The organism is Roseovarius roseus (genome assembly GCF_043355935.2).
GTDB classification, from domain to species: Bacteria; Pseudomonadota; Alphaproteobacteria; order Rhodobacterales; family Rhodobacteraceae; genus Roseovarius; species Roseovarius roseus.
Window position 1 is genome coordinate 44,503 of sequence record NZ_JBHFPE020000015.1, and the last position, 24,644, is coordinate 69,146.

The 24,644-nt window shown below is 59.9% G+C and carries 28 protein-coding genes and 1 pseudogene; 12 read left to right on the plus strand and 17 right to left on the minus strand.

Annotation, left to right across the window (positions count from 1 at the left end; genetic code table 11):
• Window positions 1-37: 37 nt before the first annotated feature.
• Genes ACEWPL_RS16725 through ACEWPL_RS16745 form a run of 5 tightly spaced genes read right to left on the minus strand, consistent with a single transcriptional unit; the run spans window position 38 to window position 2,828 of the window.
• On the minus strand, window positions 38-970 hold the full coding sequence (locus tag ACEWPL_RS16725; RefSeq protein WP_393930571.1) for an energy transducer TonB family protein: 933 nt from the start codon (window positions 968-970) through the stop codon (window positions 38-40).
• Window positions 967-1,356: an ExbD/TolR family protein gene (locus ACEWPL_RS16730; protein ID WP_393930569.1), complete on the minus strand. Its 390-nt coding sequence runs from the start codon at window positions 1,354-1,356 to the stop codon at window positions 967-969. The genes ACEWPL_RS16725 and ACEWPL_RS16730 overlap by 4 nt, the downstream gene beginning before the upstream one ends.
• Window positions 1,353-1,745 (minus strand): ExbD/TolR family protein, encoded by a 393-nt coding sequence (locus tag ACEWPL_RS16735; RefSeq protein WP_393930567.1) that lies wholly within the window; start codon window positions 1,743-1,745, stop codon window positions 1,353-1,355. Before ACEWPL_RS16735 ends, ACEWPL_RS16730 begins: the two co-directional genes overlap by 4 nt.
• Window positions 1,738-2,397 (minus strand): MotA/TolQ/ExbB proton channel family protein, encoded by a 660-nt coding sequence (locus ACEWPL_RS16740; protein WP_393930565.1) that lies wholly within the window; start codon window positions 2,395-2,397, stop codon window positions 1,738-1,740. The genes ACEWPL_RS16735 and ACEWPL_RS16740 overlap by 8 nt, the downstream gene beginning before the upstream one ends.
• Entirely contained in the window at window positions 2,394-2,828 is a 435-nt protein-coding gene (locus ACEWPL_RS16745) for a hypothetical protein (protein WP_393930563.1), read from the minus strand. The genes ACEWPL_RS16740 and ACEWPL_RS16745 overlap by 4 nt, the downstream gene beginning before the upstream one ends.
• 226 nt (window positions 2,829-3,054) lie before the next feature.
• Between ACEWPL_RS16745 and ACEWPL_RS16750 the strand changes: the two genes are divergently transcribed.
• A complete protein-coding gene (locus tag ACEWPL_RS16750; RefSeq protein ID WP_393930561.1) occupies window positions 3,055-3,987 on the plus strand; it encodes a helix-turn-helix domain-containing protein in 933 nt (310 codons plus the stop codon).
• A gap of 64 nt (window positions 3,988-4,051) precedes the next feature.
• Entirely contained in the window at window positions 4,052-6,190 is a 2,139-nt protein-coding gene (locus ACEWPL_RS16755) for a TonB-dependent siderophore receptor (RefSeq protein WP_393930559.1), read from the plus strand.
• A gap of 121 nt (window positions 6,191-6,311) precedes the next feature.
• Here the strand turns inward: ACEWPL_RS16755 and ACEWPL_RS16760 are convergent, their stop codons facing one another.
• From ACEWPL_RS16760 to ACEWPL_RS16775, 4 genes and pseudogenes are all read right to left on the minus strand, one after another.
• On the minus strand, window positions 6,312-6,452 hold the full coding sequence (locus ACEWPL_RS16760; protein WP_393930557.1) for a hypothetical protein: 141 nt from the start codon (window positions 6,450-6,452) through the stop codon (window positions 6,312-6,314).
• A 45-nt stretch (window positions 6,453-6,497) separates the two neighbouring features.
• Window positions 6,498-6,857, minus strand: a complete 360-nt coding sequence (locus tag ACEWPL_RS16765; protein WP_393930555.1) for a transposase — start codon at window positions 6,855-6,857, stop codon at window positions 6,498-6,500.
• Window positions 6,836-7,096, minus strand: a complete 261-nt coding sequence (locus ACEWPL_RS16770) for a transposase (protein WP_393930552.1) — start codon at window positions 7,094-7,096, stop codon at window positions 6,836-6,838. The genes ACEWPL_RS16765 and ACEWPL_RS16770 overlap by 22 nt, the downstream gene beginning before the upstream one ends.
• Before the next feature lie 23 nt (window positions 7,097-7,119).
• A pseudogene (locus tag ACEWPL_RS16775) lies at window positions 7,120-7,513 on the minus strand (IS6 family transposase); the annotation flags it as partial.
• Window positions 7,514-7,549: 36 nt separating this feature from the next.
• On the opposite strand from ACEWPL_RS16775, the gene ACEWPL_RS16780 reads away from it, so the two are divergent.
• Complete coding sequence (locus tag ACEWPL_RS16780) at window positions 7,550-8,476, plus strand: IclR family transcriptional regulator (protein ID WP_393930550.1); 927 nt, start codon at window positions 7,550-7,552, stop codon at window positions 8,474-8,476.
• Between the two features lie 30 nt (window positions 8,477-8,506).
• On the opposite strand, the gene ACEWPL_RS16785 is transcribed toward ACEWPL_RS16780, so the two are convergent.
• The 8 genes from ACEWPL_RS16785 to ACEWPL_RS16820 are packed head-to-tail and all read right to left on the minus strand — an operon-like array spanning window position 8,507 to window position 15,805.
• Entirely contained in the window at window positions 8,507-9,982 is a 1,476-nt protein-coding gene (locus ACEWPL_RS16785) for an aldehyde dehydrogenase (RefSeq protein WP_393930548.1), read from the minus strand.
• 15 nt (window positions 9,983-9,997) lie between these two features.
• Window positions 9,998-10,711 carry an ABC transporter ATP-binding protein gene (locus ACEWPL_RS16790; RefSeq protein ID WP_393930546.1) on the minus strand — a complete coding sequence of 238 codons (714 nt, stop codon included), beginning with the start codon at window positions 10,709-10,711 and terminating at the stop codon, window positions 9,998-10,000.
• Window positions 10,701-11,477, minus strand: a complete 777-nt coding sequence (locus tag ACEWPL_RS16795) for an ABC transporter ATP-binding protein (RefSeq protein WP_393930544.1) — start codon at window positions 11,475-11,477, stop codon at window positions 10,701-10,703. Before ACEWPL_RS16795 ends, ACEWPL_RS16790 begins: the two co-directional genes overlap by 11 nt.
• A complete protein-coding gene (locus ACEWPL_RS16800) occupies window positions 11,474-12,448 on the minus strand; it encodes a branched-chain amino acid ABC transporter permease (RefSeq protein WP_393930542.1) in 975 nt (324 codons plus the stop codon). The genes ACEWPL_RS16795 and ACEWPL_RS16800 overlap by 4 nt, the downstream gene beginning before the upstream one ends.
• The gene (locus tag ACEWPL_RS16805; RefSeq protein ID WP_393930540.1) at window positions 12,445-13,308 is read right to left on the minus strand and encodes a branched-chain amino acid ABC transporter permease; all 864 of its coding nucleotides are present in this window, start codon (window positions 13,306-13,308) and stop codon (window positions 12,445-12,447) included. The genes ACEWPL_RS16800 and ACEWPL_RS16805 overlap by 4 nt, the downstream gene beginning before the upstream one ends.
• Window positions 13,309-13,366: 58 nt before the next feature.
• Window positions 13,367-14,536 carry an ABC transporter substrate-binding protein gene (locus ACEWPL_RS16810; RefSeq protein ID WP_420744362.1) on the minus strand — a complete coding sequence of 390 codons (1,170 nt, stop codon included), beginning with the start codon at window positions 14,534-14,536 and terminating at the stop codon, window positions 13,367-13,369.
• 37 nt (window positions 14,537-14,573) lie between these two features.
• Window positions 14,574-15,434 carry an alpha/beta fold hydrolase gene (locus tag ACEWPL_RS16815; RefSeq protein WP_393930536.1) on the minus strand — a complete coding sequence of 287 codons (861 nt, stop codon included), beginning with the start codon at window positions 15,432-15,434 and terminating at the stop codon, window positions 14,574-14,576.
• A complete protein-coding gene (locus ACEWPL_RS16820; RefSeq protein WP_393930534.1) occupies window positions 15,431-15,805 on the minus strand; it encodes a hypothetical protein in 375 nt (124 codons plus the stop codon). Before ACEWPL_RS16820 ends, ACEWPL_RS16815 begins: the two co-directional genes overlap by 4 nt.
• A 175-nt stretch (window positions 15,806-15,980) precedes the next feature.
• Between ACEWPL_RS16820 and ACEWPL_RS16825 the strand changes: the two genes are divergently transcribed.
• From ACEWPL_RS16825 to ACEWPL_RS16865, 9 genes are all read left to right on the plus strand, one after another.
• Entirely contained in the window at window positions 15,981-16,925 is a 945-nt protein-coding gene (locus ACEWPL_RS16825; protein ID WP_393930532.1) for an SMP-30/gluconolactonase/LRE family protein, read from the plus strand.
• Window positions 16,922-17,803 (plus strand): NAD(P)-dependent oxidoreductase, encoded by an 882-nt coding sequence (locus ACEWPL_RS16830; protein ID WP_393930530.1) that lies wholly within the window; start codon window positions 16,922-16,924, stop codon window positions 17,801-17,803. Before ACEWPL_RS16825 ends, ACEWPL_RS16830 begins: the two co-directional genes overlap by 4 nt.
• Window positions 17,804-17,806: 3 nt before the next feature.
• Window positions 17,807-19,192 carry an FAD-dependent tricarballylate dehydrogenase TcuA gene (tcuA, locus tag ACEWPL_RS16835; RefSeq protein WP_393930527.1) on the plus strand — a complete coding sequence of 462 codons (1,386 nt, stop codon included), beginning with the start codon at window positions 17,807-17,809 and terminating at the stop codon, window positions 19,190-19,192.
• A complete protein-coding gene (gene tcuB, locus ACEWPL_RS16840; RefSeq protein ID WP_393930525.1) occupies window positions 19,182-20,282 on the plus strand; it encodes a tricarballylate utilization 4Fe-4S protein TcuB in 1,101 nt (366 codons plus the stop codon). The genes tcuA and tcuB overlap by 11 nt, the downstream gene beginning before the upstream one ends.
• A 158-nt stretch (window positions 20,283-20,440) precedes the next feature.
• On the plus strand, window positions 20,441-20,542 hold the full coding sequence (locus ACEWPL_RS16845) for an AtuA-related protein (protein WP_420744363.1): 102 nt from the start codon (window positions 20,441-20,443) through the stop codon (window positions 20,540-20,542).
• Between the two features lie 265 nt (window positions 20,543-20,807).
• On the plus strand, window positions 20,808-20,915 hold the full coding sequence (locus ACEWPL_RS16850; RefSeq protein ID WP_420744365.1) for a hypothetical protein: 108 nt from the start codon (window positions 20,808-20,810) through the stop codon (window positions 20,913-20,915).
• Between the two features lie 258 nt (window positions 20,916-21,173).
• Window positions 21,174-21,431, plus strand: coding sequence for a hypothetical protein (locus ACEWPL_RS16855; protein ID WP_393930521.1), 258 nt, complete (start codon window positions 21,174-21,176; stop codon window positions 21,429-21,431).
• A 479-nt stretch (window positions 21,432-21,910) separates the two neighbouring features.
• The gene (locus ACEWPL_RS16860; RefSeq protein ID WP_393930519.1) at window positions 21,911-22,972 is read left to right on the plus strand and encodes an NAD(P)H-dependent flavin oxidoreductase; all 1,062 of its coding nucleotides are present in this window, start codon (window positions 21,911-21,913) and stop codon (window positions 22,970-22,972) included.
• Between the two features lie 610 nt (window positions 22,973-23,582).
• Complete coding sequence (locus tag ACEWPL_RS16865; RefSeq protein WP_393930518.1) at window positions 23,583-23,906, plus strand: H-NS histone family protein; 324 nt, start codon at window positions 23,583-23,585, stop codon at window positions 23,904-23,906.
• Window positions 23,907-24,644: the final 738 nt, after the last annotated feature.

Consider the following 24,644-nt stretch of genomic DNA (forward strand, 5'->3'; position numbering starts at 1 on the left):
CGGCCATTTTCTTTGGGCGGCTATCTATTTGCGGCGATCACCGGAACTGGATGTCGATTGCGAATGTGCGCTGCGCTGAGGCAGGCGGCGCGGGAAAGGGCGCGGCCCGCTGAATGAGGCGCAGCGCCTCGCGGTCCAGATCCGCGCGGCCAGAGCTGCGCGCGATGCTCACGCCCGCCAGCGCGCCCGATTGCGCGACCGAGAAGCTGACCCGCGCGCTGCCCGCCCTGCTCATCCTCGGTTTGCGCACGTTCGAGATCTTGCGCATGACGAGGCCCGGATAATTGCTGGCGGCGGCGGTGCCAGCAGCCGTGCTCTGATCCCGCTCGGTACCTTGGGACTTGGCGGTTGCGGCCTCGCTGCCCCGCGTCGCTCCGGCTGTCGCGTTTGCCTGGGCATTGCCGCGCGGTGCGGGCTGTGCGCGTGGCTTAGGCGTCTCGACTGGCGTGCGCTGCGCCTTTGCAGTCTTGGACTTATTCTTTGCCTCGAACTCTTTGCTGCGCTGCGCGGGACGCAGGGATCGGCTGACCGCTTCGGGCGCGTCCGTCATGGGGCGCTGCGCCTCGGGCGGCTTTGGCGCGGCGGATGTGTCGGGCGTTGCGGTTTTGGCTGCAGGAGACGGCGCCAAGGCTGCCAGTGCCTCCGGCGCGGGTGCCGGTGCGACCTCGGGTTTGGGCGTCGGTGTAGTAGGCTGCGCAGTTTCGGGCCTCGGCGCAGGTGCCGTGTCCGGCTGGGCTGCCCGTTCAGGTGCAGGGGCTTTAACCGGGGCCAGAGTGTCCTTCGTCGTCTGGCTCGTCAGTGTGCCCGAAACCATATCGGCAAAGCTTGTGCCTATGCGCGCCTCGGGGGCGCCTGCGCCGCCTTCGATTTCGGCCACGGGGTCCGGGTTTATACCGACGGCGAACGCGGCATGTGCCAGCACGGCCGCCCCGGTGGCCAGCAGCTTGATCCTTGCGGAAGATGCGATCATTCGAGGCCCCTTTCCGTAACGACCATGACGCGCCCGGCCCCAGCGGCGCGCAGCTCGGCGGCGATGCTGATCAGCTTGGCAGCGGGCAAGTCGCGATCCGGCACAAGCCGGACCGCATCCGTGCGCCCGGCCTTGTGCGGGCTGGCAAGGTAGTCCGCCGCTGCGGCGATATCCCTGCCTTGATAGCTGAGCCGGCCATCCGCATGGACCACGAGCGCATCGGGCGGCGCGCGCCCGTCCAGATCGCCAGTGCGCACAAGGCTGAGCGATTCATCAAGGGGACGGGCCAGCGTGCCGGACACCATGAAAAAGATCAGCATCAGGAAAACGATATTGATGAGCGCAATCGTCGGCTCGCCCTTGGTGCTGCGCGGTTTGCGTCTCATCCTGCCGCACCTCCGAGGATCACGGGTCTGATGCCCTTGGCGCCGCGCAGAACCGCGAGCAGGTCGGTCAGGCGCTGCGACGTGACATCGCTCGAGAGCGAAATCAGCAGGGTACGGGGCGGCTGGGCGACCTCGCGCTGCGCCAAGGCGGGCGGGAGTGCGTCCAGCGCAAGGCCCTGGCCGTTAAGACGCAGATCGTCCGGCGAAAGTTGCAGGAAGAGGGGCGGCGTATCGGACGTGGCTGCAGGCCCGGTGCCGCCTGCCGTCAGCTCGATTTCGGAGAACTTCGAGAAGGTCGAGGAGAGCATGAAGAAGAGCAGCAGAAGAAAGATGACATCGATCAGCGACGTCATCGACAGGCGTTTGCGGCGGTGCGCTCGCTCACGCATGGGCGGCGGCATGCGCCTGCGCCGGCTCATGGGCCGCGGCGCGGTGGCCGCGTGGCGCGAGGATCGTGTGGATCGCGCGCTCCGCGGTCACGCGCTCGGCATCCATGCGCCCCTCAAACCAGCTAAGCACCAGCGCCGTGGGCATCGCGACGACGAGGCCAACGGCCGTCGTCAGAAGCGCGACCCAGATACCGCCCGCAAGGATCGAAGGATCGACCTGGCTTCCGGCGTCTTGCAGCGCCTGAAAGGCTGCAATCATACCCAGAACCGTTCCGAAAAGCCCCAAGAGGGGCGCAAGCTGCGCCACCGAGTCCAGCAGCCTGAAGCCGCGCTCGAGCCGTGCGAAACGGGTTTCGGCCTCGGCCTCCAGCCGCTTGACGGCATCCGGGGCGGCGTCAAAGGTCATTGAGATGACCGGCGCAAGATAGCTGGTCGAGCGGTCAAGTGCCGCACGGGCCTCGGCCCTGTTCCCGCCATCCCATGCTGCGACGGCCTCGGACAGTGCCTTGTGCCGGCCGACGCCCGAGCGGGAGAATTGCCAGAGTTTGTAGAGGATGACAGCCGTAGTTACGATGGAGACGGCGATCAGAAGGACGACGACAGGGCCGCCAAGGGTCGCGATCTCGTTGAAGGTGCCTATCATACTATTCATCCCGCCACCTCGATATCGACTTTGCTCTCAAGCATCAGGCCAGCCTCGCAGGCGGCAGCGCCGAGGTCAGCCGACCCGCACGTGCTCGCGCCATTGAAGAGGATCTGGCCGATGTCACCGCATGCCATGCCTTTGATCATGAACTGGCGCACACGCGGCCGTGCAGCAGGCAGATCCGCGAAATCGAGCAGCGTCAGCCGATCGACCTGACCGTCTGCATCGAAAACCACCGTCTCAAAAACCGCTTGCGATAAGTCCGCGGGGTGTCCGTTCAGCGCCAGGAACGACAGCTTGCACCCGCTTTCCTGCGATTCGACGGCGTTCAATTCGATCAACAGGTGCTCGCCGATCTTGTCTTGGGCAAGAGTGGGCGGGCCGCTGAAGCCTGCCAAGGCGGTTGCGATGAACAGGGAAAAAGATCGGAATTTCATAGTGATGCCTTATCGAAGGGTGCGCCCGGATACCTGCCGAAGCGCTGTGCGGCGGGCGTAGATCAGGAACCTGTCATGGCGGCGTAGTCACCACAACCAAGGTCTCAATTCAATACCTAAGTGAATTTATCGGAAATGTGCTACCCGGCAATTGCTTTGCGCGGAAGGCATGGGTAGAAAGCGAGGACTAAAACTTGATAGTATTTGTAAGGATTCGGGGTCCAGTATGAGCTTTCGCCCCAGCATGACGAGTTTTACCTCGCGTATTCGGCCTGTATCGCCGTTGACAACCCGGTCGTGGCAGGGGGCGACGCTGGATCTTTGGAGTGTCGATATCGCTGCCGGGGCGCGGGGGCGCTATGTCGCACGCGACCCGCGCTTCGTTGTTGTTCTGGACCCCTTGCAGACCCCCATGGCGTTGGACTGCGAGGATGGTAGCGGCGCGAACGCAGTTTCGGTCGCCTATATTCCCGCAGGGGTCTCTGCGCAGTCCCGGTTTGCATCGGCCGGTCCGCTTCAACACCTTGACCTGCATTTCGATAAGCAGAGGTTGGTCAGAAGCATCGCAGACCTTGCGTCCTATGCGCCGGAGCTGCTTGCGCGCCCGTTTCTGATATCCGGGACGAATACCGCGCATGGGATCGCGCTTCTGATCGCGCGCGAGCTGGCATCGGGCGAGGCCAGCGAGATTGTCCTTCAATCCTTGTCCACCGCCTTCATCCACAAGGTGCTGGATAGTGCGGGAGCCTCGATGTCGCCCCGGCCGCAGCGCGGCGGGCTGACCCGATCGCAATTGCAAAAGGTGTCCGCACTCATGCAGGACCGGATGCACGGTGCGCTCTCCGTGGCCGATATGGCCGAGCATGTGGGCCTCTCGGAAAGCTGGTTTGCCCATGCCTACCGACAAGGTTGCGGCGCCTCGCCCTATCGGGCGTTGCAGGCCTTGCGCGTCAGAACGGCGCAAGCGCTGTTGCAGCAAGGCGAGGCGATCGCCGATACCGCCGTCGCCGTCGGCTTTGCGGATCAGGCCCATCTGACCCGCGCCTTTCGGTCCCATGTCGGTCAGACACCGGGGGCATGGCGCAAAAGCATGCTTTCGGAGCAGGAATGCGCAATTCCCGACAGTTTTAGTCAAGACTGGCCGGGCCACGCTCTCTAGACCGCTACAAAGAGACCCGCGCTCCAACCGCGCGGCGCTATTGCTGTTGACAAGAGGAACTCAAATGACCGCACGCATGACACGGGCCGCTGCCCTGGCCGGCACGACCATCCTTGCCGGGAGCCTTGCGCTACCCGCCTTCGCGCAGGTTGGCGCCGAATTCGATCTGGGCGAGGTTGTCTTTGACGTGCAGGGCGCGAACCCGGTCGGGGACGATGTGAACCCCTCGACCCTGACAGGCATGAAGACCGCGACCGAGATAACCGAGGTGCCGCAATCCGTCACCGTGGTGGGCCGCGAGCGGTTCGAGCAGGAAATGCCGCGCAAGGTGGACCAGGTCCTGCAAGACGTGGCGGGCGTGCAAAGCCAGCTTTACGGGTATGACAGCGACACCAACTGGTTCTACATCCGCGGCTTCAACTCGTTCGATACCGGCGCCTATCTGGATGGCTTGTCGCTGTTTTCCTATGGCTTTGGCACATTCTACGTCGATCCTTTCCTGCTGGAGCGAATCGAGGTTCTGAAGGGGCCGTCATCGATGCTCTATGGCGCGTCGAGTCCCGGAGGCATCGTCAACTACGTCTCGCGCCTGCCGGACGGCAGCGAGGGCAGCGCGCTCAGCTTCGATCTCGACAGCGAGGGCCGCGCCTCGATCAGCGGCGAGACGGCAGGCAAGCTGAGCGAGAGCCTGTCTTACCGCGTCGGTGGCAAGGTCACGCGCCAGGACGGTCACGGCATGTTCGAGCAGGGCTTCGAGGGCGTGATCTTTGGCGGGATAACCAAGGCCTTTGACGATGGCAGCCGCCTGACACTGCACCTGAGCTATACCGACATGGACGAGGATCACGTCGGCGGACAGTTCCTGCCCTATTTCGGTACCGAGGCCGCCGCGCCATTCGGCTATTTCGACCAGTATTACAACGGCGGCAACCCGGATGTGGACAGCTACGACCGCGAGCAGCTGATCGCCACCGCGATCTACCGCCGCGACCTGGCCGGATGGGACATGTCGAATACCTTCCGCTTCGGATATGCCGATCTGGAGGAGACCTACGCCTATCCCAACGGCTTCACCTCGGGGCAGGTGCCCACACCGGGAGCGGATGTCGCGCGCTTCGTCTTCGCGCATGACAGCTATGCCACGATCCTGCAAAACGATCTGAATTTCAGCCAGGATTTCGCGCTTGGCGGCGCCACCCACTCGGTTCTGCTAGGTGTCGACGCGCGGCGCTACGAGCTGGATGAGCAGCAGCAATTCGCCTTCGGCACGCCGCTCGACCCGGTCTTTCCCGACTATACCGTGGCTCAGCCTGCCGTGGGGGCGCCCTATATCGATGGGGTGCGCACTCAAGAGCAGGTAGGCATTTACGCCCAGGACCAGATCAAGTGGGGCGGCGGTTGGATCGCCACGATTAATGGCCGCTACGACCGGGTCTATTCCAACTTCGACAACCGTATCGGCGCGGACCTGTCGCGCACCGACGATGCGTTCTCGGGCCGCGTGGCGCTGTCGAAGCAAATCGGAGATTTCACGCCCTATGCCACCGCAGGCACCTATTTCAACCCTCAGGCGCTCAGCCCGACATCGGCCAATGCCGATCCCGAAACCGGGCGGCAGTACGAGATCGGCGTCAAGTGGCAGCCGAACGACTATTCGCTCGTCACCGTCTCGGCCTTCGATGTCGAGCGCGAGGACGTGGCGCAGTCCTTCGTCAATGGCGGTGTGTTCGACACGCGCACGCTGGGCCAGCTTTCCTCGACGGGGTTCGAGATCGAAGCGGATGTCGAATTAGCACCGAGCCTGCGGATGCGCGCGGCCTATACCAATCTGGACGTTTCGATCGACAAGTTCGCGGCCGATCCGACGATAGTCGGCAAGACGCCGCAATCGGTGGTGGAAGAGTTCGGCTCGCTGCAATTCGCCTATAGCCCTGCGGCCCTTTCGGGGGTCGAGCTGCGGCTTGGCACTCGCTACCAGGGGGCCAGCTGGGCCGACAACGCCAATACGCTGCGCGTCGGCGACGCCTGGCTTTTCGATGCGGGCGCGACATGGGATTTCGCCGCCGACTGGACTGCAAACCTCAACGTCACGAACCTAACGGACGAGCGCTATACCGCCAGTTGCCAGACCTCTTTCGGTACGTCTTCCTGCTGGCAGGGCGAGGGGCGGGTGGTGACGCTGGGATTGTCTCGATCTTTTTGAGTCTGCGCGCTGATCGTCAATTGCGGCAAGGTTGCTTGCCATTGGCTTTGAAGATGTTGCTCCTCGACCGTGTTGCATAGGTCGAGTATTAACCGAAACGCGCCCTTACCCATGAATTGCCTCACGTGACCGCCTCGAATTCGAGGCGGCCCAGATTGGTCATTTCATTAAGAACGCTGACGCCGATCCTGACTTCGATCTTCTGATTTTCGAAGTTCCGGGCTTTCAGTTTTGGCCCAATGACGCCCTTCCATCGAGTCATCTGTGTTTCACCGCGGCTCAGTTGATTGTATCCGCTGCTGGATTGCTAGGCGATGCGGCCGTGGGCTTGTATCGGGGCGATGTGGTGGTCTCGAAGCGATGGATCATGCACCGATTGCGGGCTTGGGATTGCGTTCTTCGGTGGCGGAATGATGACTTCTACGGCGTCCCCGAAACGCGCGTTGAGCAGATCGGTGATCGACGCGCCGTCGTAAGCACCATCTGCCAGAAACCGAGAAACTGGCGCGTCGATCTGATTCAGCCGCCCGGGGAAAGCTGTCGGATCGCCAACGTCATCCAGCGTCAGGTCAGCGCAGACGATCTCACCGGTCAAAAGGTCGAGGCCGAGGTGCAGCTTGCGCCACGATTTGCACCTGGCCTTTTTTATGCTTTTTCCCGCAACCACTCGCCTTCGCCGAATATCTTCAGCCCGGTACTATCGACCACCAGATGGACCGGCTCACGTCTTCGGGTTCGAGATTTTACGGGAAGGTTCAATCCTCGACCACGGCGTGACAAGGTTGAGAAATCCGGCACGGGAATATCCAAACCCATCAGTCTCACTATGCCCCGCATCAGCCCTTGTGTCTGGCGCAACGGCTGCTTGTAAACCAAGCCCAACGTCAGGCAAATGGTGATCGCCATATCCGAGTATCGTTGCAGACCAGTTCCCCGAACCGGTCGATCAGCCTTGCCAGAAAACGTCTTGCCGCCTTGGCGTTGAGCTGTGGCTGAACCAGAATATCAAACACGTCACCGTTCGCGTCGACCGCCCGCCAAAGCCAGTATTTTCTGCCGTTGATCGGGATGACGCATTCATCCAAGTGCCATTTTTCGCCCGCGGCCGGTCTGTCGCGCGTGATACAACCGGCAAAGTGGCGGCCAAAGCGGTTCACCCATTTCCGGATCGCTTCCCGGCTGACCATCACATCCCGGTCGGCGAGAAGGTCTTCGACATCCGCCGTTCTAAGCGCGAAGCAATGGTAGACCCAGACGGTATTCAACGGTTTCAAGGGAAAAACGATAGTCTTTCAGGCACGGCATGGGGGAGGGAATATTAATACCCACCGACTAACCAAGCGCCGCACTGCAAACAAGTTGGCAACCACATTTGAGTTTATGCGGCAGTGGATTGCAACCTTTCGTCACTACACCCGTCCCAACGCCACTCGGAAGGGGCGACGCGACAAACATCACGAAATTGGATCATTCCCAGACGGAACATTCGCTTCGTTCAGCAGAATAGCGTATACTATCAGCGTTAAGCTGACTAACTCCGAGAGGTATGGGCAATTGGCCAAGGATACTGATTCAGAAACCGAAAAAACGGGACGAGGAGTTGCTGCCGTAGACCGCGCACTGTCGATCATCGCGGCGCTTGAGAAGGGTCGGATGCCCCTTAACCTATCGGAAATCGCGCGCTCGACAGAGCTTTACAAAAGTACGATCCTGCGGCTTCTGGAATCCCTTCAGGGCGCTGGCTATGTAGTTCGGGTCGAAGAGAACAAATACGCCCTTGGGCCGACGATCATGCAGCTAGGTCTGGCCTACGAGCGGAGCAACCCCCTGCGGCATCAGATCCTGCCGGTCATGGAAAAGCTGGTGGACATGGGCACTGAAAGCCCTTCCTTTCACATGCGCCAGACCGCTGACGAAAGGCTTTGCCTGTTTCGCCTCAATTCCAATCACTCGACCCTTGACCGGGTCCATACCGGCGACCGCCTTCCAGTCAGGAGAGGCGCTGCCGGCAAGGTCTTGGTCGCCTTCGGCGAGCCGCATGAAGCTGGTGCCGAGATGGACCAGATCCGTGGCGAATGCTTCGCAGTGTCACTTGGCGAGCGCGACAAGTTGTGTGCCGGCATCGCGGCGCCTGTTTTCTCCGGCTCACGGCGGCTGGTCGGTGCGTTGTCTTTCTCGGGCCCGAAAGAACGGTTCACCGAGGCCGATATCGCCCGCATGAAAGGTCAGATGATGGAGGCCGTGCGGGAGATTTCGAACGGATTGGGAAGCAGCTATCCGGTTTAGCCCGGTGGCGATTGCGTGGACAGATGACCCTCAGACCGCCCAATAGAGGCTTTTTGTCTGTTGATAAGCGCGCATGCCCTGCAAGCCCTTTTCCCGACCCAGACCCGACAGCTTGTATCCGCCGAACGCCGCAGCGATCGACAGCTGTTTGTAGGTGTTGATCCAGACGGTGCCCGCCTCAAGTGCGCGGCCGACACGCCAAGCGCGCTTGTAGTCGTTGGTCCAAATGCCCGCCGCGAGTCCGAAGTCACTGTCGTTGGCCGCAGCAATCAGATCCTCTTCGTCATCGAAGGGCAGGAAGCACAGCACGGGTCCGAAAATTTCTTCTTGCGCGATGGCGGCGTCGTTCGCGACATCACCTATGATGGTTGGCAGATAATAGGCGCCTTGCTCGAATTCGGGGCCTTCCGGGCGTGCGCCGCCCAGCAATATCGTGCCGCCTTCCGCGACCCCCCGCGCCACAAACGCTTCGACCCGTTCTCGGTGCGCGAAGGAGGACAGAGGCCCCAGAACGCTGTCCGGCTCCGAGGGTGGACCGACGCGCATCTTGCGGGCTGCGGCGATCAGATGGTCGCGGAACTCATCCGCGACACGGCGTTCGACAAAGAGCCGCGACCCCGCGACGCATGATTGTCCGGTGCCGCCGAAAATCCCACTTGCGACCGACTTGGCCGCTGCCTCGAGATCTGCATCCGCAAAGACGATATGGGGTGACTTGCCTCCCAGTTCGAGGATCATCGGGACCAGCCTGTCAGCCGCGCCCCGCGCGATGCTTTGGCCCGTCGCAGTCCCTCCGGTAAACGAGATCAGGCCTATGCCTGGGTCCTCGACCAGCGCCACTGCAGTTTCGACGCCGCCGGTGATGACGGACAGCAGCCCGTCCGGCAGTCCGGCCGCGACAACGCATCGGCCCAATGCAAGCGTCACGAATGATGTCGTTTCCGCTGCCTTGAGGACGACCGCATTCCCAGCGGCCAAGGCGGGTGCTATTTTTTGCGCGCCCATGGTGAGGGGCGAATTCCATGGCGTCAGTGCGGCGACCACCCCGACCGGCTCATGCACCGTCATCGTGAAATAATCCCCGCGCGCTGGCGGCATCGCGTCTTCGCTGCATTCACACACGGCGGCGTAGTAGCGGAAGATGCCGGCGGCCATCATCGCCTGGTTGCGGCTTTCGCTGCGCGTCTTGCCGTTCTCCATCATCTGAAGCTGCGCGAGATGGTCGGCGTGCCTTTCGATCTCGTCCGCTGTGCGGCCAAGGATCAGCGCCCGCTCATGGGGGGGCAGGGCACCCCATCCCGTGCGCTTCAGTGCCGTGTGCGCGGAGGCGATCGTCGCGCTGACCTGCGCCGGCGTGGATGTTGCGACGCGACCGATCAGGCTGCCATTCGCAGGGTTCACAACGTCAAGAAGCGCCCCGTCTCCGGCCATTGGCTTGCCGCCGATAAGTAGCAGTTCGGTTTGGTTCGGTTTGGGCATTTGCGCTGGAGACTCGAGCAGCGGCATAGGTTGTCCTTTTTCCTAAGTGCCAAGATATGCGGCACGAATTTCCGGGCTTGCGAGCAGGTCGCGCCCTGTTCCCGTCATGATGACACGGCCCGTTTCAAGCACGATGCCAGTGGTGCAGAGTGAGAGGGCCATGGTTGCATTCTGTTCGACCAGCAGCACGGTTATGCCCAGATCATGATTGATTTCCGTTATGATCTGGCCGAGCTGCGCCACGATGATCGGCGCGATACCAAGCGACGGTTCATCAAGCAGCAGGAGCGTGGGCTGCGCCATCATCGCACGTCCAATTGCCGCCATCTGCTGTTCGCCGCCCGACAACGAGCCTGCCATTTGACTGCGGCGTTCCTTCAGCTTGGGAAAATAGCCGTACACGCGCTCAAGCATCTCGCGCCGTGCAGCCGCGTTCGAGACGGTATAGGCTCCCATTTCCAGGTTATCGGCGACACTGAGCCGCGGGAAAAGGCGCCGGCCCTCGGGTGACATCGCAACACCTGCCTTGAGGGCGTCGCCCGGCCGCGGCGCGATTTCCTGGCCGCCGACACGGATGGTGCCTGAACTGGGCGCTACAAGTCCGCAGATCGATTTAAGCACAGTGCTTTTGCCGGCGCCATTCGATCCCACCAAGGCTCCGATTTGGCCGCTGGGAATGTCAAAACTGACATCGTTCAGCGCCTCGACGGGGCCATAGCTTACGCTCAGGCCCGATATGGACAGATCACTCGACATTATTTTCCGCCCCCAGATAAGCCTCGATCACACGGGGATTCGTCTGCACTTCCTTCGGGCTCCCCTCTGCGATTTTCTCGCCGTGATCCAGCACGACAATGTGGTCGCATACCCGCATGATCAGGCGCATATGATGCTCCACGATCAGGACCGAGACGTCGAAGCGGTCCTTGATGGTGGCCAGCATGCCGGAGAAGCGGTCCACCTCCTCCGGGTTCAGGCCGGCTGCAGGTTCGTCGAGCAATAGCAGGACGGGCCGGGTCGCCAGACCGATCGCGACGCCAAGACGCTTTTGATAGCCATAGGCCAGCGTTCCAGCCTTGCGATCGGCATGTTCCGTCAGTTCCAGCGCGTCCATGACATCGTCAACCGTCCGCGCCGCGGCTGCCTCCGCTTGCCTGGCCGCTGGACCGCCGAACAGTGTCGACAGTGCCCCGACGGGATGACGCAATAGCGCACTGCGCAGGATATTCTCGCGCACGGTGGCATCGGGGAACGTGGTCGCGGACTGGAATGTCCGCGCAAGGCCTCGCTCCACGATCTGGTGCGGCGACAATCCGGCGGTGTTCGCGCCTTGAAATACGATCTTGCCCGAGGAGGCGGGCAGGGTGCCCGTGATCAGGTTGAAACAGGTGGTTTTGCCGGCGCCGTTCGGCCCGATCAGCCCCGTGACCTTGCCCTTCTCGGCGGTGAAATCGATACCGCTCAGCGCCGCAAGTCCGCCAAAGCGCTTGCCAACATTTTCCAATTGCAGGATCGGCGTCATGAGCGCTCTCCCCGATAGGACAGCAGTTTGCGCGGCAGCGCCGACAGACCGTCTGGAATGAACCGCAAGACCACGATCAGTACGACACCGTAAATGATATGCTGGTATTCATGTGCGCTGCGTAGGAATTCGGGGAGCGGGGTCAGGAAGACCGCCCCGACGATGGGCCCGGCCAAACTTAGCCGGCCGCCACAGACCAGCAGGATGACGTAGGAAACCGACAGCTGAAAACCGAAGGTTTCGGGCGAGATGAAGCCAATGTAATGCGCCATGATGGCACCTGTGAAACCCGCGATGGCACTGCCCAGCACAAAGGCGATGTTTTGCGTCCGCGCCGTTGGAATGCCAGAGGCTTCGGCAAGATCGAGGTTCTCTTCGACAGCGGCAAAGCGGCGCCCTAGCGGCCCTTTGCGGATTGTCCAGAGTGCCAGGATCACCAGCGCCAGCATCAAGAGAGTGAAGACGTAGACGTCTTGCTGGCGCTGTAGCTCGAAACCGAAGATCGAGATTTTCGACACCCCGGCAATGCCGCTCGATCCGCCGGAAACTGATGGAAATTCCAACATTACCAGGCGGAAAAGCTCATTCAGTGCAAAGGTGATCAGGACAAAGTACACCCCGCGCAGCCGCAGGAGGGGCGTGCCGATGATGTAGGCAATCGCGCCTGCCACTAGAGCGGCCGCAGGAAGCCCCAAAATAAACGGCACACCCAGCCGTGTCACCAGCAGCACGCATGTATAGGCACCAATGCCGACAAATGCACCGTGGGCGAGGGACAGCTGACCGACCCAGGCAATGGTGCCCAGCCCGGCGGCAGCCATAGCACCCAGACAGACCATGATGGCGATGTGAAAGTGAAAGGTACTTCCCGTGAACCATGGGATCAGAGCCAGGCACGCAATTGCCGCAATGAAGGCGAAAGGGCCGACGTGGCCCAGCTTTCCGGAGTTTTGAGATCTTGCGATTGTCATGCTTCACCCCGCCCCAGAAGGCCCGACGGGCGTAGCAACAGAACGGCGACTACCAGCGCAAAGGTGACGATGTCGGCGGCAGATGCACTCACAAAAGAGCTTACAAAGCTTTCGATTAGGCCCAGCAACATCGCAGCCAGCGCTGCACCGGGAATAGAGCCGAGTCCGCCAAGAATGACGACGATGAATGCCTTGAGTAGCGGCGTCGCGCCAATGAAGGGAGAGACACCAAAGAGGGGTGCCATAAGCCCACCCGCGACGGCAGCCAGCGCGATGCCCAGTCCAAGCCCCAGAGGATACATGATTTCAAGCCGTACACCGTAAAGCGCAGCGATTTCCTGATCCTGCACCAAAGAGCGCAGGCCCCGCCCGAAGCGTGTGTGCATCAGTAGAAAGTAGAAGCCCAGCAGGATAACAACCCCGACGCCCAGCGTGAGCGCGCGAGATTTCGGCACGATAAGATCACCCAAGCGGAAGACACCCGACACCATCGACGGAAACGCCTGAGGGTCTGGTCCGAACATGATAAGCGCGCCGTTTTGCAGGATCATGGCAAGGCCAAGGGATGCGATCATCCCGGACAATTCGTCCTTGCGGAACGGTCGAAAGACGACCCTTTCAATCAGCGCGCCCAGCAGGATGGCAAGAACGACGGTCATGCCGAGGGTGACTGCATAGGGCAGGCCCAGCCAAGTTACACCAATCAGCGCCGAGAAGGCCCCGATCATGTAAAACTCGCCGTGAGCGAAGTTGACGATCCGCATCACGCCAAAGACAAGCGTGAATCCGATGGCCATCATTAGGTACAGCGTCCCTAGGATGATGCCGTTGATGAGCGATTGCGCAATAAGGAAACTCAAAACACTGACCTTTCGTCAGAAGGGCCGCGCGACGCAGGCGCCGCGCGGCAGGCATTGATTATTCGCAGCCGGCTGTAGTGCAGGTGGCAACAATCACTTCGGCCCCATTTTCGACCCGTGCGATGTAGAAGGGGGAATCGAGCTGATGGGCGATCCCGTAACTTTCTTCGCCGGTCCAGTTCAGCGTGCCCAGAACACCCTCGTAATCTGTGATGTTCTCGAGCGCCGTCTTGACCACTTCTGTATCCTCTACCGTGCCTGCATCCTGCATCGCTTTCAGCAGCATCTTGGTCCCGTCGTAGAAGAACGGTGAAAACCCGTTCATCTCATCGCCATAGGTGTCGACGAACCGCTGTTGATAGGCAGCGGCGGCTTCGACATTGGGGTTGAACGCCGAGTGCACGAACATTCCTTCCGTTGCCGCCTGTCCCGCGACGTTGACGATCTCCTGCGTGGCGGGGCCGCCGGTGCGTATGATGATGCCTTCAAAGCCGATGTCCCGCGCCTGTTGAACGATCTGCCCAGCGGTGACCGGAGAGTTGCCGTCAAGCTCGATCGCGTCCACACCCTGCGACACGATGCGCGTAAGAAGCGGAATGAAATCCACCCGGTCCCGTTCGAAGAATTCAGTCGAGGTCAGCTCTGCACCAGCGGCTGCATAGGCCTCGCTGATATCCTCTGCGATGGCTTCCCCAGTTTCATCATTGGGGAACAATGCGCCGACCGTCTTGATGTTCTGGTTTGCGACCACCCAGTCGATTTGTGGCTGAGCCACCTCGCCGGTGGTCGGGTTGGGGCGAAAGGTAAACGACTTCTCAGGGCTCAGGGCTTGCGAGGTGAAGCCAAGTGTCATCGTGATGACTTTGTTTTCCTCGGTGATCGGCTGGATCGCCAGGATCGGGGCCGATCCGACAGTGCCGATGATGTATTTCACCTTGTCTTCGAAAACGAGCCGGTTGGCCGCTGTCACGGCTTCGTTGGCCTTGTAGGCATCGTCATATGCAATGACTTCGACCTTGTAGCGCACGCCATCGACCTCAAGGCCGCCGTTCTCGTTGGCGTCTTCTGCGGCAAGTTCGGCCGCGCGCAGCATGCCATTGCCCCAGCTGGCCCCGGCACCCGACTGTGTGACGAGTGCGCCGATCTTCAATGTCTGCTCCTGCGCTATTGCAGCGGTGGACATCAGTGCCAGCACCGAAGCGGCACTCAATATCGTTTTATGTTTCATCATTATTCCTCCCAGTTGATGAATTGAAATTGTCGTATCAATGATGCGGCCTCCCCGCCGCGATCTGTTCGAGTACCGGATGCAGGTAAACCGCGAATTGTTCGTGGTTTTCGCTCATCGGAAAATGACCAAGCCGCTCCATCACGATGGCTTCGCAGCCAGGAATGGCGTCTGCTGTGGCCAGCGTATCGCTGGGCTTGCACGAAAAATCGTATTCTCCGGTCAGCAGCCACAGGGGGCAGCGCTTGGTGTCGATGCGTGCGATGGTCTCGCGCATGTCACCATCGACGCGGTAGAACCATAGATCGCCTTTGAAAACCCCGGGGCCGCCTTGCATGTAATGCCACAGTGTTTCGTGCCGGTCCGCCTCGGGGCCGCCGGGCGCAATCAGGCCGGAGATCAGCGCGGCACACACCTCACCGCCATGAATGTCCGCACGGTGTAGCCAGTCGGTATCATACCATGGCGTCTGCCATGCCGCGGCCTGAGCACCGATTATGGCGCGGAACTGATCCGGGTGATCGGCGGCAAGCTGAAGCGCGATTCGGCCGCCGATGGAGCAGCCCAGCACGACGGGCTGGTCCAGCTCGAGCGCGGCACTGATAGCAAGGATCATCTCGACGTAATCTGCGGTCGACAATTTGTATTCGTCGGTCTGCCAGCCGGCAGGCGGACTGGATTTACCGTGCCACGGCATATCAAAGACAATGACCCGGTAATTGTTCGTGATTGTCTCATCGAGCAGCATGCCACGATACTGTCGCCCATCCGCGCCAGCCGTGTGCAGGCAGAGCAGGGGAATGCCGGTTCCGGCTTCCTCGAAATAGATCCGCTGCGCCTTGCCGCTGATCTCGAGCCGCATGTAGCGGCCCGTAATGGCGTCGAAGGTTGCAGTCATGCCAGCTGCCTCGGCAGTGCCAGGATATCTTTGATCACCTGGAGATTTTGCAGGAGCGGTAGAAGGTTCCCCTCGATCACGAGCCGTCCGTAGCTTTGCATGCCAAGAATATCAGCCGCGTCGGCGGGTGGCATGGTTTTCCAATGATCCGCCCACACGTTCTCGTCGCCGCGCAGGGCCATATCCCAGGACTGCATCGGCTTTGTCGCTTCATCCAGCCGCAGGCACGAGTCGCATAGGATGAATCGAAAATATGCGTTACCCGCGCCGATCAGGAAGACAAAATTTGCGTGGCGCGACCGGTGGCGAAGGGGCCGGTTGCCCGAGAAAAGTGCCGGAAGCCGACGAAAGACAGGCGATGTTTTTGGCATGCTGCCCTCCTCCCGACGGCATAAAATAGAACTTCTGTTCTCTTTTATAGGATTGCGATTTGGCGTTTGGCAACAGGTTTGTTCCAGAGGGCCGATCTTTCGGGGGCAAAATAAACACCACAAAGTGTTGCGTCCAGCAGAATGATCGGTCTATTCTATGCTCACGGAGGGCCGCATGACAGACATCTACAAACCGGAATTGACGTTCGCCGATGTGACGCCGATCGGCCGCGATCTGATGCGGCCGGAATCGGTCCATGTGATGGGTCAGGGACGTTTCGCTGTTTCGCATCGGGGCAGGGGTGTCAGCTTCGTTGCGCCGGATGGAAGCGTCACGACGCGTGGTCCCGTGGACGACGAATTCATACCGAATGGCATCGCTCCGCAGCCCGATGGCAGCTTCCTTATTGCGAATATCGGCGAGGATGGCGGGGTCTGGCGACTGACCGAGGCGGGGGATCTGGAGCGCTACCTGATGGACGTCGACGGCGTCGCTCTCTCGGCCGCGAATTTCGTCATGACGGATGAGATGGGCCGCACCTGGATCACGGTCAGCACCGTCAGCCGCCCGCGTTTCGCCGCTTATTCCGACAAGGTCCGCGATGGTCTGATCGTCATGGTGGACGGCAGCGGCCCCCGGCTCCTTGCGGATGACATCTGTTTTTCGAACGAATGCCGACTGACCCCGGATGGCGACGGGCTTGTCATTTCGGAGACATTTTCGCGCCGTGTGACGCGGTTCGATCTTGGCAGAAATGGGCTGAGCAACCGCCGGACATTCGTGCAGTTCGGGCGTGGCGATTTCCCGGATGGGATCCGTTTCGACGCCCATGGAAACCTGTGGGTCACCTGCATAGTCTCAAACCGCCTCTGGCGCGTCACGCCAGACGGGCAAAAGCAGCTGGTTCTTGAGGATAGCGATGATGACTGGGTGGATGCCGTCGAAACGGCGCTGAGCGAAGGCCGCATGGGGCGTGAGCATTTCTATGAGACGGGAAAGAGCCGCCTCGGAAACATTGCCAGCATCGACTTTTCGGCTGACGGGCGCACGGCCTATCTTGGCTCTCTATGCGGGACGTCCATCGTGTCGATCCCTACTACCAAAGGACAAACGACATGAACAAAGCTATGATCGGTTTTGCCGGCCTTGGGGTGATGGGCGAACCCATCTGCCGCAATATTCTGCAAAAATCCGGCGCTGACGTGCGGATATTCGATCTCAATCCGGCGCCCGTGGCCCGGCTGGTCGATCTTGGGGCCGTGAGTGAGGCGAGTATCGCCGATCTCGTCGCAGCGGTGGATATTCTCTTCTTGTCGCTGCCCGGTGGCACTCAGGTTGAAGAGGTCATCTTGGGCGAAAACGGCGTGCTGGCGAGCGCGCGCAAGGGCCTTACAGTGGTCGATATGTCGACCGCTCCCGTCGGTTTGACCCGCGAGGTCGCGTCGGCGCTGAACGAGAAAGGTATCGATTTTGCGGATGCCCCGGTGGCACGGACCCGTCAGGCCGCCGAAGACGGCACCCTTTCTATCATGGTGGGGGGCAGCGACGCGATCTTTGCGCTGATCCGTCCGCTGCTTGCCCACGCGGCGACCGATATCACCCATTGCGGCGATGTGGGCTGCGGGCAGGTGGTCAAGATTCTCAACAACATGGTGCTCTTCGAGACCGTGGTCGCGCTGTCCGAGGCGCTGATCCTCGGAACTGAGGCAGGGGTCGACCCTGACCTGCTGTTCGATACCATGTCGAAAGGGTCTGCCGACAGTTTCGCGCTGCGAAACCACGGTATGAAAGCAATGCTGAAAGACAGTTTCCCCAAGGGTGCCTTTCCGACCAATTATGCACTGAAAGATGTCAGTTACGCGCTCGACCTGGCAAAGTTCACCGGCTTTCGCGCACATGGCGCTGAGCTGGCTCAGTCGCGGATGGAAAAGGCCAAGGCCGCCGGTTTTGGCGACGAATATTTTCCTGTCCTGACGCGCGTCACTGACAGGGTCTGAGCGATGGCAGACCCGGATATCCTCATAGCAGGCGGTGGCAACGCTGCCCTGTGCGCTGCCATTGCGGCGGCGCGTGCCGGATCTCGCGTCAAGGTGGTCGAGGCGGCGCCGAAATTTTATCGGGGTGGCAACACGCGCCACACTCGTAATATGCGCTGCGCACATGACCACGCGACCGGCACCCTGACCGGGCCCTACAAGGAGGACGAATTCCTCGATGACCTGATGCGCGTGACAAACGGGAACACCGATGTCGAACTCTCTCGCATGATGATCGCGGAATCCAAGTCGGTGCTGCACTGGATCCAGGAGCAGGGCGTTCGTTTCCAGCCGTCGCTGGGTGGGACGATCAGCCTGGGCCGTACCAATTCGTTCTTTCTGGGTGGCGGGCGCTCGATGTTGAACGAGCTATACCGAACGGCTGAAAAGCTGGGCGTCGAGGTGCTCTACGAACATGAGGTCGTCGATCTTGCTATCCGGGATGGTCGTTTTCATTCCGCCGAGGTCCGTGGGCCTAATGGCGAGACCAATATCGCGGCCTCGGCTTTCGTTGCGGCATGCGGTGGATTTCAGGCTGACTATGATTGGCTGAGGGAAGGCTGGGGCGAAAAGGCGGACAACTTTCTTATCCGCGGTACGCCTTACAATCGTGGGACTGTTACAAGGATGCTCATCGATCAGGGGATCAAGCAGATCGGTGATGCCAGCCAGTGCCATGCCGTCGCCATTGACGCCCGCGCGCCGCGCTATGACGGCGGGATCATTACCCGCCTGGACTGTGTCGTGCTCGGCGTCGTGGTCAACAATACCGCCGCAAGGTTCTATGACGAAGGTGAGGACATCTGGCCTAAGCGTTATGCGATCTGGGGCAGACTGGTCGCGGACCAGCCGGACCAACAGGCGTACATCATCTTTGACGCGCCAAATATCAAACGGTTCATGCCGTCGCTGTTCCCACCTATCGAAGCGCAAACTATTCCTGATCTTGCCCGCAAGCTTGACCTGGATGCAGACAAGCTTGACCAGACCATCAGCGGCTTCAATGCTGCCGTGGTGGGTGGCAGGCCGTTCGATACCAATGAGAAGGACGGCAATACCACGCAGGGTCTTGAGATAGAAAAGACAAACTGGGCGCAACGGATCGAAACGCCGCCCTATTATGCCTACCCTGTCAAACCGGGCATCACCTTTACCTACCTGGGCGTGAAGGTCGATGACCATGCGCGCATGTTGATGGCAGACGGCAAACCCTCGGAAAACCTTTTTGCGGCAGGGGAAATCATGGCCGGCAACGTGCTGGGCCAAGGATATGCCGCGGGGATTGGCATGACCATTGGCGCCGTTTTCGGACGTATAGCGGGTACGGAGGCCGCCAGACTTGTCACATAGTACACCAGCTTTAACCGAAGCCGATCGGCTCATGACAGTCTGCAATTCATGCAGGTACTGCGAAGGTCTGTGTGCCGTGTTTCCGGCCATGGAGATGAAGCGTTCGTTTACGGACGGGGATCTGAACCACCTGGCCAACCTGTGCCATTCTTGCGGGGCGTGCTACCACGACTGCCAGTTCGCGCCGCCGCATGAATTCAACGTGAACGTGCCGCAGGTGCTCGCTCAGGTCCGCACCGAAAGCTACGCGCACTATGCCTGGCCTGCCGCAGCTCGACCGATTTTCGCGCGGCACGGGACGGTCCTCGCCTTGGGCTGCGTTACTGCGTTCGTCCTTTTTGTGCTGGGGTTTCTTGCCTTCAACGATGCAGGCGCGCTCTGGACGGCCCACCGGGACGAGGCGCGTTTCTACGCCTTGATGCCGCATAACACGATGGTCCTGCTATTCGGCGCGGCCTTCTTCTGGATGGTGTTCGCGGTCTTAATGGGCGCGTGTGCGTTCTGGAAAGATGCAGGCGCACCCGAGATGACGGTCGCCGACCATGGAAATGCGAGCCATGATGCCGCGCGGCTCACCTATCTGGATGGTGGCGGGCAGGGGTGCTTTAACGAAGACGATGAACCGGATGACCGGCGCAAACTCTGGCATCACTTCACATTCTACGGCTTTCTGCTTTGCTTCGCCTCCACGTCCACGGCGACTTTGTATCATTACTTGCTTGGGTGGGAGGCCCCCTATGCGTGGACATCTCTTCCTGCCCTGCTGGGCATCGTGGGCGGCATCGGGCTGGTAATCGGTCCGGTGGGGCTTCTGATTGCCAAGAAAAATAGGCTTCCGGCGCTTCGAAACCCCGAGTTTCGGGGGATGGAATATGGCTTTATCCTGATACTGCTACTGACCGGCGCAACCGGGCTGTTGCTGAGAGTCCTTGGGGAAACGCCTTTGCTCGGGGTCCTGCTGGCGCTACACCTTGGCGCGGTCCTCACGCTTTTTCTGACCATGCCATATGGCAAGTTCGTCCACGGTCTTTATCGCTACCTGGCGCTTGCGCGCTATGCGCGGGACGAACGCAAAATCGGACACGGCTAGACGCTGCTGCGCCCGGCCTTTCAGGGCTGAAGCGAATGCAAAGCCCTGCGATCATTCTCAACGATAGAGACAAAGTTATTGTGCTATGTAATCGTGTCTGATTTTATAGACTATGCATTCTGGCAGGCAGAATATTCTCTTGGAGGGTAACGCGCGACATGCCGAAGACCGTCCAGCTTCATCAGATTGCGCATGCAAGATCGGGAGATAAGGGAAACTGCCAAAATATTTCGGTTATCCCATACGACGCCGATCACTGACCGAGGCGCGGGTTGCCGCGCTGTTTGCGCATCGCAAGGTCGGCACGGTGACCCGTTACCTTCTGCCCAACCTGCCTGCGATGAACTTCGTACGGGATGATGCTCTGGAGGGCGGCGTCAATTTGGCGCGTGCAGGCGGGCCCACGACCTTCGAACCAGCGATGGTCCGAGCCGTCGATCTGGATCAACTTGCCTAAGCATTCCCGGCGCATGCGCGGCTGATGAAACGTCCGGCGCTGCTTGCGCGGTCCGTGAATGGGGTCGGATCGGCCAGTCCGGGCAAGTCCGGGTCGACTGGTTCGACACGGAAGTTGAGGCGAAGGACGTACGCTTCGCTCTACAGATGCAGAAGGCGAAGCGCGATTACGAGTAGGGGTCAGAAACGTGCCAAAACGTTTGAGGTTTTGTCCGGGGATCCTGACGCACCCAAGCCATTGATTTTGCGTAGGGTAGGGGGCCAGTGCAGAGAAGGACGGAAACCGCCGTTTCTGGCGCTCCCAATTTTTGTCCTACAGGCTCTCATACGCATCTCTCCGAACGTCGCGGGAATGGAAGTCCGCGGAACGGGGCTACAACAGACAGCGTTGACCTTGACGAGCTTGAGGCTGATCACGTCCGTCAGGTGGGTGTTATGAACGATTTCAATGTCATCGTCGCTCTACTCGGAGGCGCCACCCTTTTTCTGGGACTGGGCTCCCGGTGGCTGGCGCGCACACCTTTTCCGCCCACGCTGATCGCGCTGCTTCTTGGTATCTTGGCCGGCCCGCAGGTCTTCGGCCTGATCGACCTCGAGGCGACAGACCAGCGAGGCGACATAATGGAAAAGGCGGCCCCCCTGACGCTGGGCATCGGTCTCATGGGGGTGGCGTCCGTAAAGAGCCCACAATGACGGATGCTGCGCTCAGCGCGAGCGGCGGCAATGCGCAGCAACCTTTTTTTGCAATTTATGGGCAATTAGCATATGGCTTTGAAGCTGACATCCAGTGCCATAATGGGCCTTGAAATTCAGCATTCGCTATAAGGCTAATTCACGTTGACTCTGTAGGACCCAAAGACCTGAAGGAGAACTTAGTTATCACCAAGATTACAAAATCATCGCATTTCACAACTGCACAACCACGGACCGAAACAACGCTGGAAAAAACCAACCGCATTGTAAGGGAAATCAAAGAGCGGGAAACCGACGAACGCCAAGAAAAAATTGCGCGCCTTCGTAAGGCACGACACGAAAGCGAAGCAGGAAATGCTGACCTATGATTCTTAGCCTCTTCGGTTAGTCGCCGCCCATTTTATTGTATCTTGGTCAAACCCTTCAAATGGTTCACCATGATAGGCAGGCAATAAAGTCTTCCACCACAGGAACGTCTCATGACCTTCACTCCGCTTTGCCGGGCCGCCAGTTTTTGCGATGCATATGATTTGCAGGTTCCGATCCTTATGGCACCGATGGCGGGTGCGTGCCCGGCGTCTCTGGCGATTGCCGTCGCAAATGGCGGCGGAATGGGTGCCTGCGGTTGCCTGTTGATGCAACCGGATGGGATCATGGCATGGGCGCGACAGATGCGGGCCGGATCGAATGGCGCGTTCATGCTCAACACCTGGATCCCCGACCCTAATCCCCTGCGTGATCCCGCACACGAGGAAGAGCTCCGCGCGTTTCTCGGTCAATGGGGTCCGGAGGTCAGGGCCCAGGATGCCGAAGGAACAATGCCTGACTTCGATGCGCAATGTGACGCTATGCTGGCCGCAGGGCCGCACGTCATTTCGTCCATCATGGGGGTCTTTCCAGCGCCGTTCGTCGCGCGGATGAAAGAGCGCGGGGTCAAGTGGTTCGCCACTGCAACTACCGTTACCGAGGCATTGGCTGCCGAGGCGGCGGGGGCGGATGTGATCGTCGCCCAAGGTATGGAGGCAGGCGGGCATCGTGGAGCGTTCGAGGCCAATGATGCGGCACGTTCTTTGGTGGGGCTGTTCGCGCTACTTCCTGCAGTTGTCGATGCCATCCGGGTGCCTGTGGTGGCAACGGGCGGAATCGCGGACGCACGTGGGGTCGCTGCAGCATTGGTGCTGGGGGCGTCGGCGGTGCAGATCGGAACGGGCCTTTTGCGGGCGCCGGAGGCCGACATTTCACTGGCTTGGGCCGACGCGATTGAGAATGCACTGCCGGAAGGAACGGTTGCGACACGCGCATTTACGGGACGCTTGGGGCGGAGTATTCGCACGATCTACACTGACGCCGCAGAAGAGGGGCCAACACCCGCGCCCTATCCCATACAGCGCAACATTACCAAGCCGATGCGGACAAGTGCGACGGAAATCGCCACGATGCAGGCATGGGCGGGACAGTCCGCCGGGCTGGCACGCGCCACGCCTGCCGCAAGCCTGATCAAGGAGCTTTGGAGCGAAGCACAGGAAATGTTGCTAGGCTGACGGAGAATGCCAAAATCTTTGTCCACAGGACATCGCGTGTTCTGCGATGCGATGCCCGAGGCCACTCTCAGCCCAACGGGCCATCATTCCACCCAGCGACGGTTGGGCATTGCAAGTGTTACCGCGCAGAACTTTTTCGGATCGGATGAAGGCTGTGCAGGACTAATTGGGTGTATGGGCTATCGGATCCTAAACAGTGAAAGCATGATGAAGGCCCCGCTCAAATTCGGAAGTGTCGAGTTGTCCTACTTCTCACAGGAAGGCCTCGTTTCCGCCTGAAGGGCACAAGAATGAGCTTGTATGGTCGCCTGTGAAGGTTAGTGGATTGCAAACTTTGGCGCCTCCTTCCCGCTGAAATGACCCTGTTTGGTTTCCGAACCGATTTAGCCATCTATTACCCTTGCGACGCTGCGGTGCGTGTTTTCGAATTGCTATCGATTATACGCAGCATTGCAGTTTTTAGTTGTCTCTGGTTAACGGACCTTTCAACCATTAGGTGCATTATCCCAAGTCACTGATAAAGATGATGCGGGCGACCTAAGTCTGGGTTAATATATAATCCGTACCTCATTATTTTGGATTATGGTTAATGCCAAGTGATCTTAAATCAATGTCCACCAAGGAGCTTGAGAAGCTGCTTGCCGATGTGACGAAAGCGCTTCAATCTGCGAAAGCCCGTGATCAGCGCAATGCTAGGAAGGCAGCGGAAAAGGCAGCGGCGGAGTTCGGTTTCTCTCTCAGTGAACTTTCCGAAGGTGGCAAGCCGACGCCTAAAAAACCAAAGACGAAATCAAAATCAGTTAAGAAGCCTTCAAAAGCCAAGTACGCCAACCCCGCTGATAAAACTCAAACCTGGTCCGGTAAAGGTCGCCCGCCTAACTGGTATAGCGCTGAAGTGAAAAAAGGGACATCGCCGGAAGCAATGCTCGTCTGAAAATTGATTGACTGATAGCGGGAGTTGGCGGCGTCATTAAAAAGCTGAGAGCCCATACAGCTCGCTGGGATGTCGTTATCCAGCGCCAGAAAGCATGGTATGGGCGGGGGCTGTTGCGCAAACTCTATGAGCCATTCGAAACGACGCATGCTGGATCCAAAGACCTGTGGAGAGTGGAGTGGCAGCGCTTGGAGAGAGAGCAGCCTTTTCGTATCGAGAGGATCCGGCCGTTCCTGCTTTTGACGACAGTGGTCAAACAGCGGTTATGGACGGCGACTGTACACTTTTCTCTTGGGGTGCGCGCACAATCGCTAGACTTGATAAAGCTGGCACGTTCCGCCTTTGCCCTGCCCTGTCGAAAACCGGCGGCGCTCTCGTGCGTCATTACGATCTGGACCCGGTGGACCCTGAGACCTGGCTCTTTATCGAAGACGGGCAAGCATAGTCCAGTATGGAAGCGATCATTCGAATTGGCGAGCGCTTGGGCGGTGCAGCAAGGATCGCCAGCCTGTTACGCGTTCTCCCGCGAGGGCTCCGCGAAGGATATATCGCCGTATAGCGCACAATCGGTATTGCTTCGGAAAGTCCGACATGTGCGTGTCCGTCGTCAGATAATTTGGGACAGCCGAGCAGTTTTCCGTTTGGAGGCTCAGGCTCATCCGGTAGTGCCCCACGGGGTGGTGTAAGAGGCCGCGCGCGGAGCCTTTTGGCGTAGCGCAGCGCGCGGCCGGGTCTGGC